Annotated in this window: 15 protein-coding genes; 6 read left to right on the forward strand and 9 right to left on the reverse strand. The window is 73.4% G+C overall.

All coding sequences use genetic code 11. The features are described 5' to 3' along the window. Positions 1-80 precede the first annotated feature (80 nt). Positions 81-857 carry a SigB/SigF/SigG family RNA polymerase sigma factor gene (locus tag H030_RS35465; RefSeq protein ID WP_051223798.1) on the forward strand — a complete coding sequence of 259 codons (777 nt, stop codon included), beginning with the start codon at positions 81-83 and terminating at the stop codon, positions 855-857. Here the strand turns inward: H030_RS35465 and H030_RS35470 are convergent. The 5 genes from H030_RS35470 to H030_RS0126465 all read right to left on the reverse strand — a co-directional run bounded on the left by H030_RS35470 (position 854) and on the right by H030_RS0126465 (position 4668). Continuing rightward, positions 854-1156: a helix-turn-helix domain-containing protein gene (locus H030_RS35470; RefSeq protein ID WP_035130219.1), complete on the reverse strand. Its 303-nt coding sequence runs from the start codon at positions 1154-1156 to the stop codon at positions 854-856. The genes H030_RS35465 and H030_RS35470 overlap by 4 nt on opposite strands. Before the next feature lie 107 nt (positions 1157-1263). Next, positions 1264-2121 (reverse strand): SDR family NAD(P)-dependent oxidoreductase, encoded by an 858-nt coding sequence (locus H030_RS0126450; RefSeq protein WP_027008340.1) that lies wholly within the window; start codon positions 2119-2121, stop codon positions 1264-1266. Between the two features lie 2 nt (positions 2122-2123). Next, complete coding sequence (locus H030_RS0126455) at positions 2124-2978, reverse strand: oxidoreductase (protein WP_027008341.1); 855 nt, start codon at positions 2976-2978, stop codon at positions 2124-2126. Between the two features lie 7 nt (positions 2979-2985). Beyond that, positions 2986-3441 (reverse strand): VOC family protein, encoded by a 456-nt coding sequence (locus H030_RS35475; protein ID WP_035130222.1) that lies wholly within the window; start codon positions 3439-3441, stop codon positions 2986-2988. Positions 3442-3534: 93 nt separating this feature from the next. Further along, positions 3535-4668 carry an FAD-dependent oxidoreductase gene (locus H030_RS0126465; RefSeq protein ID WP_027008342.1) on the reverse strand — a complete coding sequence of 378 codons (1134 nt, stop codon included), beginning with the start codon at positions 4666-4668 and terminating at the stop codon, positions 3535-3537. A gap of 121 nt (positions 4669-4789) precedes the next feature. On the opposite strand from H030_RS0126465, the gene H030_RS0126470 reads away from it, so the two are divergent. Next, a complete protein-coding gene (locus tag H030_RS0126470; RefSeq protein ID WP_155892294.1) occupies positions 4790-5671 on the forward strand; it encodes a hypothetical protein in 882 nt (293 codons plus the stop codon). Here the strand turns inward: H030_RS0126470 and H030_RS35480 are convergent. Further along, a complete protein-coding gene (locus tag H030_RS35480; RefSeq protein ID WP_081691200.1) occupies positions 5664-7670 on the reverse strand; it encodes a phospholipase C in 2007 nt (668 codons plus the stop codon). The genes H030_RS0126470 and H030_RS35480 overlap by 8 nt on opposite strands. Before the next feature lie 113 nt (positions 7671-7783). Between H030_RS35480 and H030_RS0126480 the strand changes: the two genes are divergently transcribed. From H030_RS0126480 to H030_RS0126495, 4 genes are all read left to right on the forward strand, one after another. Then, positions 7784-8722 carry a hypothetical protein gene (locus H030_RS0126480; protein WP_196809284.1) on the forward strand — a complete coding sequence of 313 codons (939 nt, stop codon included), beginning with the start codon at positions 7784-7786 and terminating at the stop codon, positions 8720-8722. Beyond that, entirely contained in the window at positions 8719-9924 is a 1206-nt protein-coding gene (locus H030_RS0126485; protein WP_027008345.1) for a Dyp-type peroxidase, read from the forward strand. Before H030_RS0126480 ends, H030_RS0126485 begins: the two co-directional genes overlap by 4 nt. A 48-nt stretch (positions 9925-9972) precedes the next feature. Further along, the gene (gene lhgO / locus H030_RS0126490; RefSeq protein WP_027008346.1) at positions 9973-11199 is read left to right on the forward strand and encodes an L-2-hydroxyglutarate oxidase; all 1227 of its coding nucleotides are present in this window, start codon (positions 9973-9975) and stop codon (positions 11197-11199) included. A 292-nt stretch (positions 11200-11491) separates the two neighbouring features. Continuing rightward, positions 11492-12706 (forward strand): NAD(P)/FAD-dependent oxidoreductase, encoded by a 1215-nt coding sequence (locus H030_RS0126495; protein ID WP_027008347.1) that lies wholly within the window; start codon positions 11492-11494, stop codon positions 12704-12706. 3 nt (positions 12707-12709) lie between these two features. On the opposite strand, the gene H030_RS35485 is transcribed toward H030_RS0126495, so the two are convergent. Genes H030_RS35485 through H030_RS0126510 form a run of 3 tightly spaced genes read right to left on the reverse strand, consistent with a single transcriptional unit; the run spans position 12710 to position 15674 of the window. After that, entirely contained in the window at positions 12710-13558 is an 849-nt protein-coding gene (locus tag H030_RS35485) for a carbohydrate kinase family protein (protein ID WP_196809285.1), read from the reverse strand. 2 nt (positions 13559-13560) lie between these two features. Then, positions 13561-14571, reverse strand: a complete 1011-nt coding sequence (locus H030_RS0126505; RefSeq protein ID WP_051223800.1) for an ABC transporter substrate-binding protein — start codon at positions 14569-14571, stop codon at positions 13561-13563. 50 nt (positions 14572-14621) lie between these two features. Continuing rightward, positions 14622-15674 (reverse strand): ABC transporter permease, encoded by a 1053-nt coding sequence (locus tag H030_RS0126510; RefSeq protein WP_051223801.1) that lies wholly within the window; start codon positions 15672-15674, stop codon positions 14622-14624. Position 15675: the final 1 nt, after the last annotated feature.

Below are 15675 nucleotides of genomic sequence, written 5' to 3' on the forward strand. Positions count from 1 at the left end.
GGCGAGGCGGGCGGCGCGGCGCCCTGACCGGCGGCAGCAGGCCGTGTTTCCCGGCGGACAGATCCGGTGATGGTGCTTGGGTGACCAGCACGACGATCGCCCCGGCCGCCCTCGGCGACGAGGCGCTGCTGCGCCGGTACGCCGAGACGCGCGACCCCGTGCTGCGCGAGGCGCTCGTCGAGCGGTATCTCCCGCTGGCCCGCCACGCGGTCGGGCGCTTCGGCCGCCGCCAGGAGTCGTTCGACGACCTCCTGCAGGTCGCGTCCGTCGGGCTGTTGAAGGCGATCGACCGCTTCGATCCGTCGAACGGCGCCGCGTTCTCCAGCTACGCGCTGCCGACGATGCTCGGCGAGGTCCGCCGCCACTTCCGCGACCACAGCTGGACGGTCCGCCCGCCGCGCGACCTCCAGGAGCAGGCGCTGGCCGTCAGCCGCACCGCCGATCGGCTCACCGCCCAGCACGGCACGCCGCCGTCGGTCGGCGAGATCGCCGCGGCGATCGGCCTGACCGAGGAGGACGTCCTGGAGGCGCGCATGGCGCTCGACGGCCGCTCCTACACGTCGCTGACGCCGGTCGGGATCGACGACGACGGCCAGGACCGTGACCGCGCGGCGGAGCGCCGCCTGGCGGTCACCGACGACGGCTACGCGCGCGCCGAGGACCGGCGCTTCCTCGGCGACCTGACGCGCCGGCTGCCGCCGCGCGACCGCGAGATCGTCCGGCTGCGGTTCGCCGAGGACCTCACGCAGGCCGAGATCGGCCAGCGCGTCGGGCTGTCGCAGATGCACGTCTCGCGCATCCTGCGCGACGCGCTGGCGGCGATGCGCGCCGCAGCCGCCGAGGGCCCGCAGCCCTAGGCGTCGGGCCTGACGCGCGGCAGCCCCTGGGCCTTCACACGCCGCTCGGTCTCGCCGATCAGCCCGTCGCACGTCGTCTGCAGCGCCCGGCAGATCTCCACCAGCGTGCTGATCCGCATCGCGCTGCGCCCACGCTCGATCGAGCCGATGACGTTGACGTGCACGCCCGCCCGCTCGGCGAGCTCCCGCTGCGTCCAGCCGTGCTCGTTGCGCAGCTCACGCACCTGGATCCCGAGGGTCGTGAGGATCGCTGCTGCGTATTCGTCGAGGTCGAGCGTCTCTGACGAGTGGCGTGTCACCGCTGCATGGCCCTTCGAACAAGATGTCGCACGGGGTCGGATCCCGGCCGAACGTGGGGCTCTCACCCTACTGCGCCCGCGAGACCCGCCCGTGCGTCACCTCCGGCTCAGAGCACCGGCGCGGCCGCCTGCTCCGGGTAGTCGGTCGAGAGCGCCAGCTCACGGCCGGCGTCGTACTCGGCGCGCAGCAGGCCGAGCTTGACGCCGATGCGCCGGTGCGCGTCGCTGCCGAGGATCACCCAGTGGCGGCGCTCGTCGCTGCCGACGACCTCCCGGATCGCCGCCGCCACCCGCGCCGGGTCGCCCGGGAAGTTCTCGGGCGCGACGTTGCCGACCGCCTCCCGGAACGCGCCCGCGGTCTCCGCGTAGTCGGCGATCGGCGTGCCCGACGCCCGGGTGCGCTGCTCGATCCCGGTGCGCAGCGACCCGGCCTCGACCAGCAACGCCCGCAGGCCGATCGGCTCGACCTCCTGCCACAGCGCCTCGGTCAGCCCCTCGAGGGCGAACTTGCTGGCCGAGTAGTAGCCGTTGGCCGGCAGGCTCGCGATGCCGTCCATCGACGACACGTTGACGATCGTCCCGCTGCGCCGGGCGCGCATGCCGGGCAGGACCAACCGCATCAACTCGATCGCGCCGAACAGGTTGACCTCGAAGGTCATCCGGTAGTCGGCCTCGTCCTGCTCCTCGATCGCGCCGATGAAGTCCACCGCCGCGTTGTTGACGAGGACGTCGATCGCGCCGAAGCGCCCCAGCGCCGCCGCGACCGCGGCGCGCCGCTGCGGGCCGTCGGTCACGTCCAGCGCGACGGGCAGCGCGGTGTCCGGGTAGCGGGCGGCAAGCTCCTCGAGCGCCGGGACCGTGCGCGCCGCGAGGACCGCGTTGTCACCATGTTCCAGCACTTCCTCGGCGATCGCGCGGCCGAGGCCGTACGACGCGCCCGTGATCAACCACGTGGTGTTGGTCATGATCACGCCACCGTCGCGTAGTCGGCCGACGCGCTCGTGCCCGCCCAGCGCTCGAGCTCGGCGGCGCGCGCCTCGCCGGCCGCGCGGGCCTGGTCGACGGCGGCGGCGCCGAGCAGCAGGCGCCGCGGCGGGTCGGGGTCGCCGACCACCTCGGCGATGATCTCCGCCGCGCGCTCGGGGTCGCCGGGCTGGGTGCCGTCGGTCGCGTCGCGCATCGCGTGCACGGCGCCGACGCTGGCCTCGTAGTCGGCGCCGACCGGCGCGCGCTCCATCGAGGCGCCCTGCCAGTCGGTCCGGAACGCGCCCGGCTCGACGATCACGACGTCGACGCCGAACGGCGCGACCTCGGCGGCGAGGACCTCGGAGAAGCCCTCGACCGCGAACTTCGCCGCCTGGTAGGCGCCCATGCCGGGCGTCCCGCCGACGCGGCCGCCGACCGACGAGACCTGCACGAACGTGCCGGAGCGCTGCTCGCGCAGGACCGGCAGCGCCGCGCGCGTCACGTTGACGACGCCGTAGAAGTTGGCGTCGACCTGCGCGCGGAAGTCGTCCGGGTCCATCTCCTCGATCGGGGCGGAGTTGGCGTAGCCGGCGTTGTTGACGACGACGTCGATCCGGCCGAACGCGGCGACGGCCGCCTTTAGGCTGAGGTTCGCGGCCTCCGGGTCGGTGACGTCCAGCGCGATGGCGCGGACGCGGTCCGGCGCCTGCGCGACGAGGCCGGCGAGATCCTGCGGGTTGCGGGCCGTGGCGACGACGTTGTCGCCACGGTCGATGGCCGCCTGGGCGATCGCGCGGCCGAGGCCGCGCGAGCTGCCGGTGACGAACCAGGTGCGGGGAGTGGAGGAGGAGGTCATGGCGCTGTTACCACTCGCGCCCGGGGATGCGCTGCTTGATCTCCTGCAACATGTAGCGGTTGCCGTCCGGGTCCTCGAAGGCGGCGAAGGAGCCGTAGGAGCTGCCGTCGGGATCGCGGCCGGGCTCGTGGCCCTCGGCGCCGAAGCCGCGGCCGTGCCAGACGTCGGTGACGTCCGCGCCGCGCTCGCGCAGCTCGGCGACGGCGGCCTCGATGTCGTCGACGACGAGCACCAGCGACTCCTGCGAGCCGGGGGTCATGCGCGTCTGGACGTTGGTGCCGAAGTGGATCGACGCCGGCGACTGCGGCGGCGTGAACTGGACGATGCGGGTGTGGTCGTCGAGGTCGAAGTCGGCGTCGAGGCGCCAGCCGAGGCCTTCGTAGAACGCCTTCGTGCGGTCGACGTCGCTGACGCCGAGCATGACGGCCTCGAGCTTCAACGGGATGTTGGCAGGGGTGCTCATCGGTGATGCGCTCCTTGGGGTTGTTGGTTGCTCGGACAGCCTCCCGTGCAGAGCGCACCATCGCACCCGTGAGGCCCCGGGTCGAGCCCCGGGTCACACGCGGGCGGTGACCTCCAGGCCCGCCAGGTAGGGCGCGAGGCGACGGGTCGCGACCGCGGTCGGCGGCCACCACAGTGGCTCCGGCGAGAACGTCGAGGTCGCGTCGGGATCGTCGAGCGCGGCGCGCAGGAAGCGCGGGCCGGAGCGCGTGTCGAGGATCCCGCGCAGGACCATCGGCTCGGGGTCGTGCGCGGGCGCGGGTGCGCCGCAGCGCCGGGCGATCCGCGCGACGACGGCGTCGGCCTGCTGGGCGGCCAGGCCGCCCTGCTTGATCGCGGTGGCACAGCCGGCGTCGCCCGCGACGTGCACGTCCGGGATGTTGGTGGTGTCGAGGAAGCCGTGCGCGTCGTGCGGGAGGCCGAGCAGGCGCGGGCCCTGCAGGAGCGGCAGCGCGACGATCCGGTCGGCGCCGAGCCAGCGCCCGCCGGCGCGCAGCGCGGTGGCGGTCACGACGTCCGGGTGCACGCCGGTCCGGACGACGATGCGCTCGGCCTCCAGGAGGTCGGCGACCTCGAGCGAGACGGTCTCGCCGAAGGCCTCCAGCGGCTTGCGCTCGGGCGTGAGCAGCGTGACGACGCTGGCGCTCGCGTGGTGGGAGCGGCCCCAGGCCGCGATCTGCAGGGCCAGCTGGTAGGCGGGCAGCGTCCAGGTCACGCCGTCGGGGACGACGATCGCGACGTGCGGCGCGAGCCCGGCGCCGAGGTCGGCGAGCGCCTCGTCGAAGTCCTCCGGGCTGGTCTCGCGATCGAACGCGATGCCGTCCTGGAAGGCCGGGTAGGCGCGCGCGCCGGTCGCGACGATCAGGACGTCGTAGGGCACGAGCGCGTCGCCCGCGGTCCGGACCGCGTGCATGTCGGGCATGACCTCGACGACGTCGTCGGCGATCAGCTCCGCGCCGTGGTCGGCGGCGATCCCGTCCAGCGGGTAGGCGCGCGGCGCGCCGTGGCCGAACGGCTCGCCGAGCAGCAGCGGGCGGTAGCGGAAGTTGATGGTCTTGGTGATCAGAACCGGCGTGACCCGGCACGGGACCACCGCGCCCAGGGCGGCGAGCGCCTCCAGCGCGGCGACCCCACCGCCGGCGATCACGACGCGGAGCGGATCCGGGAGGGTGCGGCCTTCGCTGGGCATGGCCTCCACGGTGCCAGCGCGCGGGCGCCGTGCCATCCGTGGCGCGCGGCCGAGTCGGTCCGTGGTTTCCCGCAGGTCCGCGCGACGCGACCGCGGGAGATCCTGTAGCAATCGGATGATCATGGACGACGATCGGATCGAGGCGCTGCTGGCCGAGGGCATCGCCACCGACGACCCGGAACGGCGGTGCGAGATCGCCTCCGAGCTGACGCAGGGCGACCCGCAGGTCGCGTTCCCGCTCGCCGTGCGGATGCTGCGCAGCCGGGAGGAGGGCGGCGTCGCGCTGGGCGGCGAGCTGATCGAGTCGACCCCGAAGGGCAGGTTCGTCGAGCGCGACGACGGGACCGGGTACCTCGTCGAGGACGGGCCGACGTTCGACGACGCGCAGCGCGCCGTGCTGATCGGGCTGGTCGCCGAGCGGATGGCCGCGGCCGGTGAGCCGGCGGCGGTCGCGCTGTTGCGCGCCTCCTGGAGGCTGGTCGACGCGGCGCTGCTGGGGCCGGTCCTGGCGCTGGCCGGGCACCCGTCGGCCGAGGTGCGGCACATGGTCGCCGTCACGCTGCCGGGCTTCGCGGTCGAGTTCGAGGACGCCCCGGCGATCGACGCCACGCTGCTGGCGCTGGCCCGGGACGAGGACGACGACGTGGTCGACTGGGCGATCTTCGGCCTGGGGCTCAACCACGGCGACGGCCCGCTCGACACGCCCGAGGCCCGCGCGCTGTTCGCGGCCAACGTCGACCACGAGCACGTGGGCGTCCGCGACGAGGCGCGCGTCGCGCTCGCGCTGCTGGGCGACGTCGGGTACCTGGAGGACTGCCTCTACGCCGAGGACGAGGACGACGCGCGCAGGACGCACGACGCCTTCGTGACCGCCGCCGGCCGGACCGGCGACCCGCGGCTGCACGCGTCGCTGGTCACGCTGCGCGACCTCGGGTACGCGAGCAACCCGTTCCTCGAGGCGGAGCTCGCCGCCGCGCTGGAGGCGACGCGCCCCGCTACCTGATGGTGATGGCCTTGGTGGTGATCGTTGCCGTCAGCCTGCCCTGCCTGAACCTCAAGGTGAAGGTGTACCTGCCCTTCTTGATGGCCTTCCTGGCCCTGAGGATCAGCGCGGCCCTGCCCGACCTGATGGTCTTGGTCGCCGCGGTGGCGACAGTCCTCCTGTTGAGCATGGCCTTGGCCGAGACCGTGAGCCTGCCCTTGGACGCGGTCACGCCCTTGTAGGTGAAGGTGAGCGTCAGCTTCTTGCCGGAGCGCCTGGCCCTGTAGGACGCCGGCCTGACGCCGAGCCTCGCGGACGACCTCGACGGCGTGCCGGGCCTCGCCGGGGTCGTGGCCGGCGGCGCCGGCGTCGTCGCGGTGGTCGTCGTCGTCCCGGGCGGCGGCGTCGTCCCGGTCGTCGTGGTCGTCGTGGTCGTTGTCGTCGCCGGGACGTCGGCGCCGTTGGGCGACGTCACCGCCGACGGCGGCGTGCTCACGACCTGGCCGGTCGCCGGGTCGAGGTAGACCTTCGGCGCGCGGGTCCCGCCCGCGAAGTCGAACAGCGCGTTGAGCCCGGCCGGCGCCGCGCGCGCGTCGAAGGACGGGTTGTTCAGGCTGCTGAGACGCCCGAGGTTCCAGTTGTCCTCGATGAACCGGGTGACCGACGCCTGCTCGAGCTGCGCGGACTCGACGTCGTTGGTCTTCGCCCACGGCGACACCACCAACAACGGCAGCCGCGGACCGGGACCGCAGCGGCCCGCGTAGTCCGGGTCGCCTGCGCCGGCCGCGCCCCTGCAGATCGCCTGGTCGCTGCCGTCGGAGAGGTTGGAGCCCTTGGAGACGGCGTTGACGTGGTCGTACCAGCCGTCGGAGTCGTCGTAGGTGATGACGATCGCGGTCGACGCCCAGTCCGGCGACTGCTCGACCTCGTTGACGACGCGCGCGATCCAGTTCTGCTCGTCCAGCGGGTCGCTGTAGCCCGGGTGCCCGTCCTCGAACGCCGCGGCCTTCAGGAACGAGACCTGAGGCAGGTTGTCCGCCCTGACCGCGTTGTCGAAGTCGGCCAGGTCGTACTGGTGGTTGGCCTGGTCGCTGTGGCCGATGTTCGCGACCGACGTCGGCGGCAGGTGGTGCTGGTTGGCGGTCGAGGCGTAGTACATGAACGGCTCGTGATGGGCCGAGTAGTCCGCGACGCTCGCGCCGCCGATGTTCCTGTGCGCTGAGCCGCACGAGGCGACGCCGGCGCTGCTGCGCGAGGTCGGCCGGAAGCCGCCCTGGAACCAGCCCCACGTCACGCCCCTGTCGTTGAGCAGGTCGCCGACGTTCCTGCCGCTCATCGTCGCCGACCCGTTGGCGCAGTCGTCGAGCGCCGGGTCGGGGTCGGCGATCATCGTGCCGTCGACGATCGAGTTGCCGATGGCCGGGCTGGCGCCGTGGGTGCTGCCGGCGATCAGGTTCAGCGCGCCCGGCGTCGACGGCCCGAAGCTCGACCCGAAGTAGTTGTCGCTCATCGAGAAGTTCTGGGCGAGGTTCCACAGCCCGGTGACGGTGTTGCCGTCGAAGTAGTCCATCACCAGGTTGCCGCCCGGGACGCTGCACGCGCCGCCGGTGTTCTCCACGAACTTGTCCATCGCGCCGTTGTTGAACGCGGCCTGCTCGGGCGAGTAGGCGTGGTTCGCGTCGCACGTCAGGGCCCTGGAGGGCGGGAGCCGCGCCGGGTCGTACCTGTTCGGGTTGGCGGTGAGCAGCGCCGGGGTGAGGCCGTCGACCGACGGCGTCCCGCCCCTGGCGGTGAACGGATGCTCGCCTGCCCTGTTCTCCGCGTTCGGGTAGGTCCCGAAGTAGTGGTCGAACGACTCGTTCTCGTCGAAGATCACGACCACGTGCTTGATCTGCGTCGTCGAGTCCACCGCGGGCGAGGACCCGTGCGCGAGCGTCAGCCAGCCCACCAACGCGGCGGCGAGCGTCGACAGGGCCGCCGCGGTCAACACGCGCGGCGAGAGGCGAAGGCGACCGGTCACGGGCGCGAACCTATACGAAGCCCACCTGCACTTCTATGATCGGTGGCGACTTGGCCTCGTGGCGTGCATCGAACGGCCTGCGAGCGGCCGCGTTCGTGACCCTCGCGGTCGCGTTGACGCTTGCGATCCAGCTGGCGCTCCACCACCGCGGCGGCGACGGGCCGGCCGTCCCGAACATCGCCGGCGCGGGCGCGGCACCGGCGGCGACCTCGAGCGCCGGTGCGCAGGCGCACGTCTACGGGACCGGCGCGGACGCGCAGGACGTCGCGTCGCTGGCCTCCGGCGCGGCCGGCGTCGCGATCGCGCCGCTGAGGCCCAGTGCCTTCACGCACCCTATCGCCGAGTACCGCGCCTACGCGCGCGCCAGCGCCCGGACGCTCGCAGCCCGCGCCGCGGCGCTGGAGCGCGCGCTGGCGACCGGCGACACCGGCACGTCCCGCGCGGCCTGGGCGCGCGCCGACTCGTCGTGGCGCCGGGTGGGCGCCGCCTACGGCGCGCTCGGCGCGCTGGGCGACGCGATCGGCGGCGACGCCGGCGGCCTGGCGCGCATCGAGCACGGGCTGTGGCCCGGCGCCGCGCCGCGCCACCTCCTCCCGGCGGCCCGCCGCCTGCGCACCGACGTCGCGCGCCTGCGCGCGGTCCTCGCCGGCTCGGCGATCACGCCGCTCGACTACGCCACGCGCGCCCACGAGATCCTGGAGGACGTCCAGCGCGACGACTTCGGCTCGACCGTCCCGAGCGACTCCGGCGTCCGCGCGACCGCCGACGGGATCGCGGCCACGCGCGTGGTTCTGCGGACGCTGGCGCCGGTGCTCGCCGGGCGCGGCGACGCGCTCGCCGTGTCGCGTGCCTCCCTGGACCGTCTCGCGGCGACCGTCGCGAAGATCCGCCGCGCCCACGGCGGCGCCTACCCGCGCGTCGCCACGCTGTCGCGCACGGAGCGCGAGCACCTGCTCGGCGAGCTCGGCGCGGCGCTGCAGGGGCTGAGCGGCGTCCCCGACGAGCTGGAGACGGCGGTCCCGCCGAGGCCGGCGAGGATCCCCGCGCGATGAGCCTCGACCGCCGCACGTTCCTGCGCCGCTCCGCCGCCCTCGGCGCCGCGTCGCTGGCGGGCGCGGGCGCGGCGACCGAGGCGACCGCCGACGACGCACCGACCGACACCACCAACAACCCGCTCGACGCGCCGGTCGCCTTCGACGGCGCGCACCAGGCCGGGATCCTCACCGCCCCGGGCGCGCAGGCGACGCTGGTCGCCCTCGACGCGATCGCGAACGATCGCGAAGCTCTGCTCACCGGCCTGGCGACGCTCAGCAGCCAGGCCCGGCATCTCGCCAAGGGCTACAGCTTCGCCGTCCGCGAGCCCTCCGAGCCGCCGCCGGACTCCGGGATGCTTGGCACGACGATCGCGCCTGACCGCCTGACGACGACGATCGCGTTCGGCGCGTCGCTGTTCGACGACCGCTACGGGCTGGCGTCCAGGCAGCCGGACGGCCTGACGCGGATGCCGCGCTTCGCCGACGACGCGATCGATCCCGACCGCGCGCACGGCGACGTCCTGCTGACGATCGAGGCCCAGCAGCGCGACACGGTCGTCCACGCGGTCCGGGAGCTGCTGCGGCCGCTGCGCGGGCGGTTCGTGGTCCGCTGGACGATCGACGGCTTCACCGCCGCCGACCGCGGCCCGACCCCGCAGAGCGCGCGCCGCAACCTGTTCGGCTTCCGCGACGGGACCGCCAACCCGGCGGGCGGCGATCGCGAGCAGCTCCTATGGGATGCGTCCGGTGGCACGTTCCAGGTCGCCCGGACGATCCGGATGCACACCGAGTTCTGGGACCGCGTCGGGCTGCTGGAGCAGGAGAACATGATCGGCCGCACGCGGGACAGCGGCGCGCCGATCGGCGGCGACCAAGAACGACAAGATCCCCGCTACGATCTCGATCCCAGGGGCGCGCGGATCCCGCTCGACGCGCACATCCGCCTGGCGAACCCGCGCACGCCGCAGACCGAGGCCCAGCGGATCCTGCGCAAGTCCTTCAACTACCACCGCGGGATCGACGCGGCCGGCCAGCTCGACCAGGGGCTGCTGTTCCTGGCCTACAACAGGTCGATCCAGCAGCAGTTCGAGGTCATCCAGCGGCGGCTGGCGGGCGAGCCGATGACCGACTACGTGACGCCCGTCGGCGGCGGCTACTTCTACGCCCCGCGCGGGACCCGCGGCGCGACCGACTGGGTCGGCGCGGCGCTGCTGACCTGATCGCACGGGCAGGGCGCGCGGGCGCCGCGCCTGCGATCCTGAGGGGCGATGAGCGGCACGGAGCGGATTGGCGTCGTCGGCGCCGGGATCGTCGGGCTGGCGGTCGCGCGGCGGCTGGCCGAGGCCGATCCGGGCGCGCGCGTGACCGTGCTCGACAAGGAGCCGGCGATCGCCCAGCACCAGACGGGGCACAACTCCGGGGTCGCGCACGCGGGGCTCTACTACGCGCCGGGGTCGCTGAAGGCGCGGCTGTGCCGGCGCGGGATGGGGCTGTTGAAGGAGCTGTGCGAGGCGCGTGGGCTGCCGTACGAGGAGTGCGGGAAGCTCGTCGTGGCGCGCGACGCGGGCGAGATCGGGCGGCTGCGGGAGATCGAGCGGCGCGCGACGGAGAACGGCGTGCCGGACCTGGCGTGGCTGGAGGGGCTCGACGCGCTGCAGGCGGTCGAGCCTCATGTCGTCGGCGTCGCCGCGGTGCACTCGCCGCGGACGGCGATCGTGGACTTCAAGGCGGTCGCGGCCGCGCTGGCCGACGACGTCCGCTCTGGCGGCGGGGAGATCCTGCTCGGGCGCGAGGTGCGCGCGATCGAGAACACCAACAACGAGGTCCGCGTCACGACCGGCGATGGCGAGACGTACGCCTTCGACCGGCTGTTCCTCTGCGCGGGGCTGCAGTCCGACCGCGTCGCGCAGCTGGCGGGCGACGAGGCCGGGCCGGCGATCGTCCCGTTCCGGGGCGAGTACATGCGGTTGAAGGCCGACCACACCAACCTGGTCCGTGGGCTGATCTACCCGGTGCCCGATCCGGCGTTCCCGTTCCTGGGCGTGCACTTCACGCGGCGCGTGGACGGTGGCGTGGACATCGGGCCCAACGCGGTGCTGGCGTTCGCGCGCGAGGGCTACACCTTGGGGCGCGTCGTGCCGCGCGACCTGGCGGCGACGCTGCGCTGGCCGGGGTTCCGGAGGCTCGCGATGAGGCACTGGAGGATGGGGCTGAGGGAGATGCGCGGGTCGGTCAACGGGCGCGCGTTCGTCGCCGAGGCGCAGACGTTCGTCCCGGCCCTGGGGCGCGGCGACGTCGAGCGCGCGCCCGCGGGCGTGCGGGCCCAGGCGATCGACCGCGACGGCTCGCTGGTCGACGACTTCCGCATCAACACGCTCGGGCGCGTGGTCGCGGTGCGCAACGCGCCGTCGCCGGCGGCGACGTCCTCGCTGGCGATCGCCGAGCATGTTGTGGATCTTGCCCGCGGCGCCGTGCCTGGCGTCGCCGCGGCCTGAGCGCCGCGCCGCGAGGGTGGCGGCGCCGCCGGTCATCCACGACGCCGCCACCGCACGCGGTGGGAGTCGGACGGGCTGAGCACCCCGTCGACCTTCGGCGACGACGTGGCAGCGTGTCGCCGGGATGCGCTTTGCGCTTGTGACCAATATGCATGTCGGAGCGGGCGCCGTCAAGGGTGGACCGGAAACGGACCGGTGCCCGGACAGCGAGTCGGTCCGGGGCAGGAGACGGGGCTCCTACGCGGACGGTCTGCGGCCTTCTACGGACGGGGCCCGGCGTAGGATCGAGCCCATGAACGTCTTGATCGCAGGAGGCGGCGTCGCGGGGCTGGAGGCCGCGCTGGCGCTGCGCGACCTCGCGGGCGATCGCGTCGACGTCACGCTGATCAGCCCGGAGGAGCACTTCGTCTACCGGCCGATGTCGACCGCGACGCCGTTCGGACGCGGGCACGCGAAGACGCACAGGCTGGCGGATCTCGCGCCGCAGCTGGGCGTTCGCGTGGTGCACGACGCGCTGATGCACGTGCACACGCAGGCGCGGGAGATCGAGACGCGCGGCGGCGCGCGGCTGTCGTACGACGCGTTGTTGGTGGCCATCGGCGCGGAGAGCGTTCGCGCCTATGACCGGCCCGCGACGTGGACGCCCGACAGCGACCCGGAGGTCTTCGGCGGGCTGCTGCGCGACATCGAGGAGGGCTACACCAAGTCGGTGGCCTTCGTGGTGCCGCCGGGGAGCTCGTGGCCGTTGCCCGCGTACGAGCTGGCGCTGATGACCGCGTGGGACGCGCGCGGGATGGGGATGGACGACGTCAAGATCACCATCTACACGCCCGAGGACGCGCCGCTGGGGATGTTCGGGCCGAAGGCGAGCGCGGCGCTGCGCGAGGACTTGGAGGCCGTCGGCATCGCGGTGGAGACCGCGACGATCGTCACCGAGCAGGACGGCGAGCTGCGCAAGATCCCGGGCAACCGCCCGCTGGAGGCGCAGCGCACCGTGGCCCTCCCGACCGCCGCCGGCCCGGCGATCCCCGGCCTCCCAGCCGACCAGCTCGGCTTCATCCTCGCCGACCGCAACGGCCGCGTCGTGTCGAGCCCCAGCGTCTGGGCCGCGGGCGACGCCGTGTCGTTCCCGATCAAGCAGGGCGGCCTCGCCGCCCAGCAGGCCGACGCGGCCGCCCACTCGATCGCGAAGCTCGCCGGCGCGCCGGTCGAGGAGCAGCCCTTCCACCCCATCCTCCGCGGCGTGATCCTCACCGGCCGTGGGCAGCGCTGGGTCCGCTACGCCAGGGACGCCGCGCCCGAAGGCGAGACCGAACGCCGCGCCCTCTTCTGGCCGCCGACGAAGGTCGCCGGCACCTACCTCTCGCCGTTCCTCTACGCCCTCGACAGCCCCTCGCCCGGCGACGACACCCCACCCACCGGCGCCCCCATCGACCTCGACCTCACCACCGCCATCCCCGCCACCGCCGACGCCCTCCGCGCCGCCGACCGGCGCACGCAGTCATAGAGCTCAGCCCGCGCCGGCGATGGTGCAGGCGGCGGAGGCCGCGGCGACGGCGGCCTCGGTGGCGACGGTTGGGTTGGAGAGGTCGTGGGTCAGGAGGGCGCCCATGAAGGCGTCGCCGGCGCCGATGGTGTCGATGATGTCGACCGGGGGCGCCGGGATGTGCGTGACCTCTCCGGAGGGTGGGATGATCAGCGCGCCGTCGGAACCGAGGGTGACGAAGCCGGTCGCGCCCGGTGCGAGGAGGGTGCGCATCGCGTCGGCGGGCGCGGCTCCGGGGGCGAGCCAGGAGAGGTCGTCGGAGGAGGCCTTGACGATGTCGGCGCGGGTGAAGATGCGTCCCAGGCGCGCGCGGTAGGCGCGCTCGTCGGGGATCGCCGCGGGGCGGATGTTGGGGTCGACCGCTATGACCTGCTTGCGCGGCGCGCTCAGCACCAGCGCCTCGAGGGTCGAGGCTGTCGGGTCATACAACAACCCGAGCGTGCCGACGCAGAGGACGCGCGCACGCGAGACCGCGTCGGGCGCCGACTGCAGCCCGGGTGCCGACGTGCCCTCCACGTAGAACGCGTAGGACGCGGCACCGTGCTCGTCGACCGAGGCCAGCGCGAGGGTCGTCGGGTCGGGCGTCGAGACCGCGAGCGACAGGTCCACCCCGTCGCCGGCCAGCGCCGCCCGGAGCCGCGTGCCGAAGTGGTCGGTCGACAGGCGGCCCAGGTAGGCGACCGCGCCGCCGGACCGGCCGACGGCGCGCGCCACGTTGAAGGGTCCGCCGCCCAGGTGGGCGGCCAGCACGTCGCCGTCGCCGGGAACGAGGTCGACGAGCGCCTCGCCGGCGACGACGATCGTGCCGTCCACCATCAGCAGCTCGCCTTGTACAAGGCGCCCTGCGCCTCGGGGGAGGAGAGGTTGTCCTTCGTGACGGTCACGAAGCCGGTGGTGATCCTCTTGGTGGTCGGCTGGCCCTTGAGCGCGGCGACCGCCTGGTCGATGCCCTGCTTGCCGATGTCCGCCGGCTTCTGGGCGATCAGGCCCTGGATGAGCCCGGACTTCAGGTCCTCCACGTTCTTCGGGCCGGCGTCGAAGGTCACGACCTTCACGCCCTTCTTGCCCGCCTCACGCAGACCGGACGCCACACCCTCAGCGGTCAGGACGTTGGTGGCGAAGATCCCCTTCAAGTCAGGGTTCTTGGCCAGCAGAGACTTCGTGATCGACGCCGCCTTCGCGGGGTCGTCGTTGTCGAACTGCTGCCCGACGTACTGCAGCGACGTCCCCTTCACGCCCGCCGAGAACCCCTGCGCGCGCTGGTCCGTCGTCGAGATGCCCGGCTTGACGTTGACAACCGCGACCTTGCCGCCGCCGGAGCCGATCAGCTGCACCAGCGCCTTGGCCGCCTGCGTGCCGCCCGCGACGTTGTCGGACGAGATCTGCGAGACCGCCATGTCGGGCTGGTCGAGCGTCGTGTCCACCAGGACGATCTTGGCACCGCCGGTCGACAGCTGCTGGATCGGCGCGAACAGCGCCTTGGAGTCGGTCGGCGCGATCAGCACCGCGTCCGGCCTCTTGGCCGCCACCGCGTTGACGATCGGCGTCTGCTGCGAGGCGTCGAACTCGTCCGGGCCCTGGATGTTGAGCTTGACCCCCATCCTGGCCGCCTCGGCCTGCGCCCCGCAACCCATGGTGATGTAGAACTCATCGCCCTTCACGCCGGTGATGAGCGTCATGTCGTACCTCTTGCCGCCGGATGACCCGGACGACGCCGACGACCCCGTGGACGACCCGGAGTTGTCATCGCTGCTGCCGCACGCGCTGAGCCCGAAGGCCCCAACGGCCGCGGACAGCCCGATCGCGATCCACCTCTTCCCCATCATGATGTGCCTGCTCCTCCTGGTTGTTGATGCCTATGTGATGCCGCGCGCCGTCAGCGCGAGGCCAGCGAACGCCGTCGCAGCTGGTCGAGGTAGACGGCGCCGATCAGCACCGCGCCCACGGCCACCTGCTGCCAGAACGGCTGCACGCCCGCGATGACGAACCCGTTCTGCAGGACCGCCGGGATGAAGACGCCGATGACCGTCCCCGCGATCACGCCGACGCCCCCGAACAGGGACGTCCCGCCGATGACGACGGCCGCGATCGCGTTGAGGTTGTCGGTGTCGTGCCCGCCGACGGTCGTGGTCCCGAACCGCGCCAGCGAGAGGTAGCCGGCCAGCCCGGCCAGCAGCCCGGCGAACCCATACACCTTGATCAGGTGCCAGTTGACCGAGATGCCGGCCCGGCGCGCCGCCTCCTCGTTGGACCCGATGGCGTACGTGTAGCGCCCGAAGCGGGTCAGCGCCAGCACGATCCCGCCCACCAGGGCGACCGCCACCGCGATGATCACCAGCCACGGGACCTGCCCGCCGAGGCGGCCGGTCCCGACGTCGGTGATCAACTTGTAGGGGACGCTCCGCTCGTCCACCCCGCCCGTGATCAGCAGCGCCGCGCCGAGCGACATGCCCAGCGTGCCCAGCGTCACGATCAAGGCGGGGATCTTGGCCACCGCGACCAAGAACCCGTTCAACATGCCCCATGCCAGGCCCGCCGCGAGGCAGACCGCCAAGCCCAGCAGCAACGTCCCCCAGCCGTTGCCGCCCACGCCGTTCATCGCCTTCGCGCCCACGACGCCCGCGAAGACCAGGACGCCGCCGACGCTGAGGTCGATGCCGGCCGTGATGATCACGTAGGTCATCCCGACCGAGATCACCAACAACACCGCGGCGTCGGTCGCGATGTTGCGCGCGTTGTCGGCCGAGGTGAACTCGCTCGGGTGCAGCACGCTGAAGACCACCACCAACGCGACGAGCACGAGCCCGATCTGCATCGTCGGCCACGCCAGCACCTTGCGCCAGAGAGGCAGCGGCCCCTCGTCCGGGAACAGCGCGTCGTCGGGGACGGCCGCGGTCGGGTCGCCCTGGATCGCCGGATCGCTCGCCATG

It is taken from the genome of Conexibacter woesei Iso977N (assembly GCF_000424625.1).
In the GTDB taxonomy this organism is placed as follows: domain Bacteria; phylum Actinomycetota; class Thermoleophilia; order Solirubrobacterales; family Solirubrobacteraceae; genus Baekduia; species Baekduia woesei_A.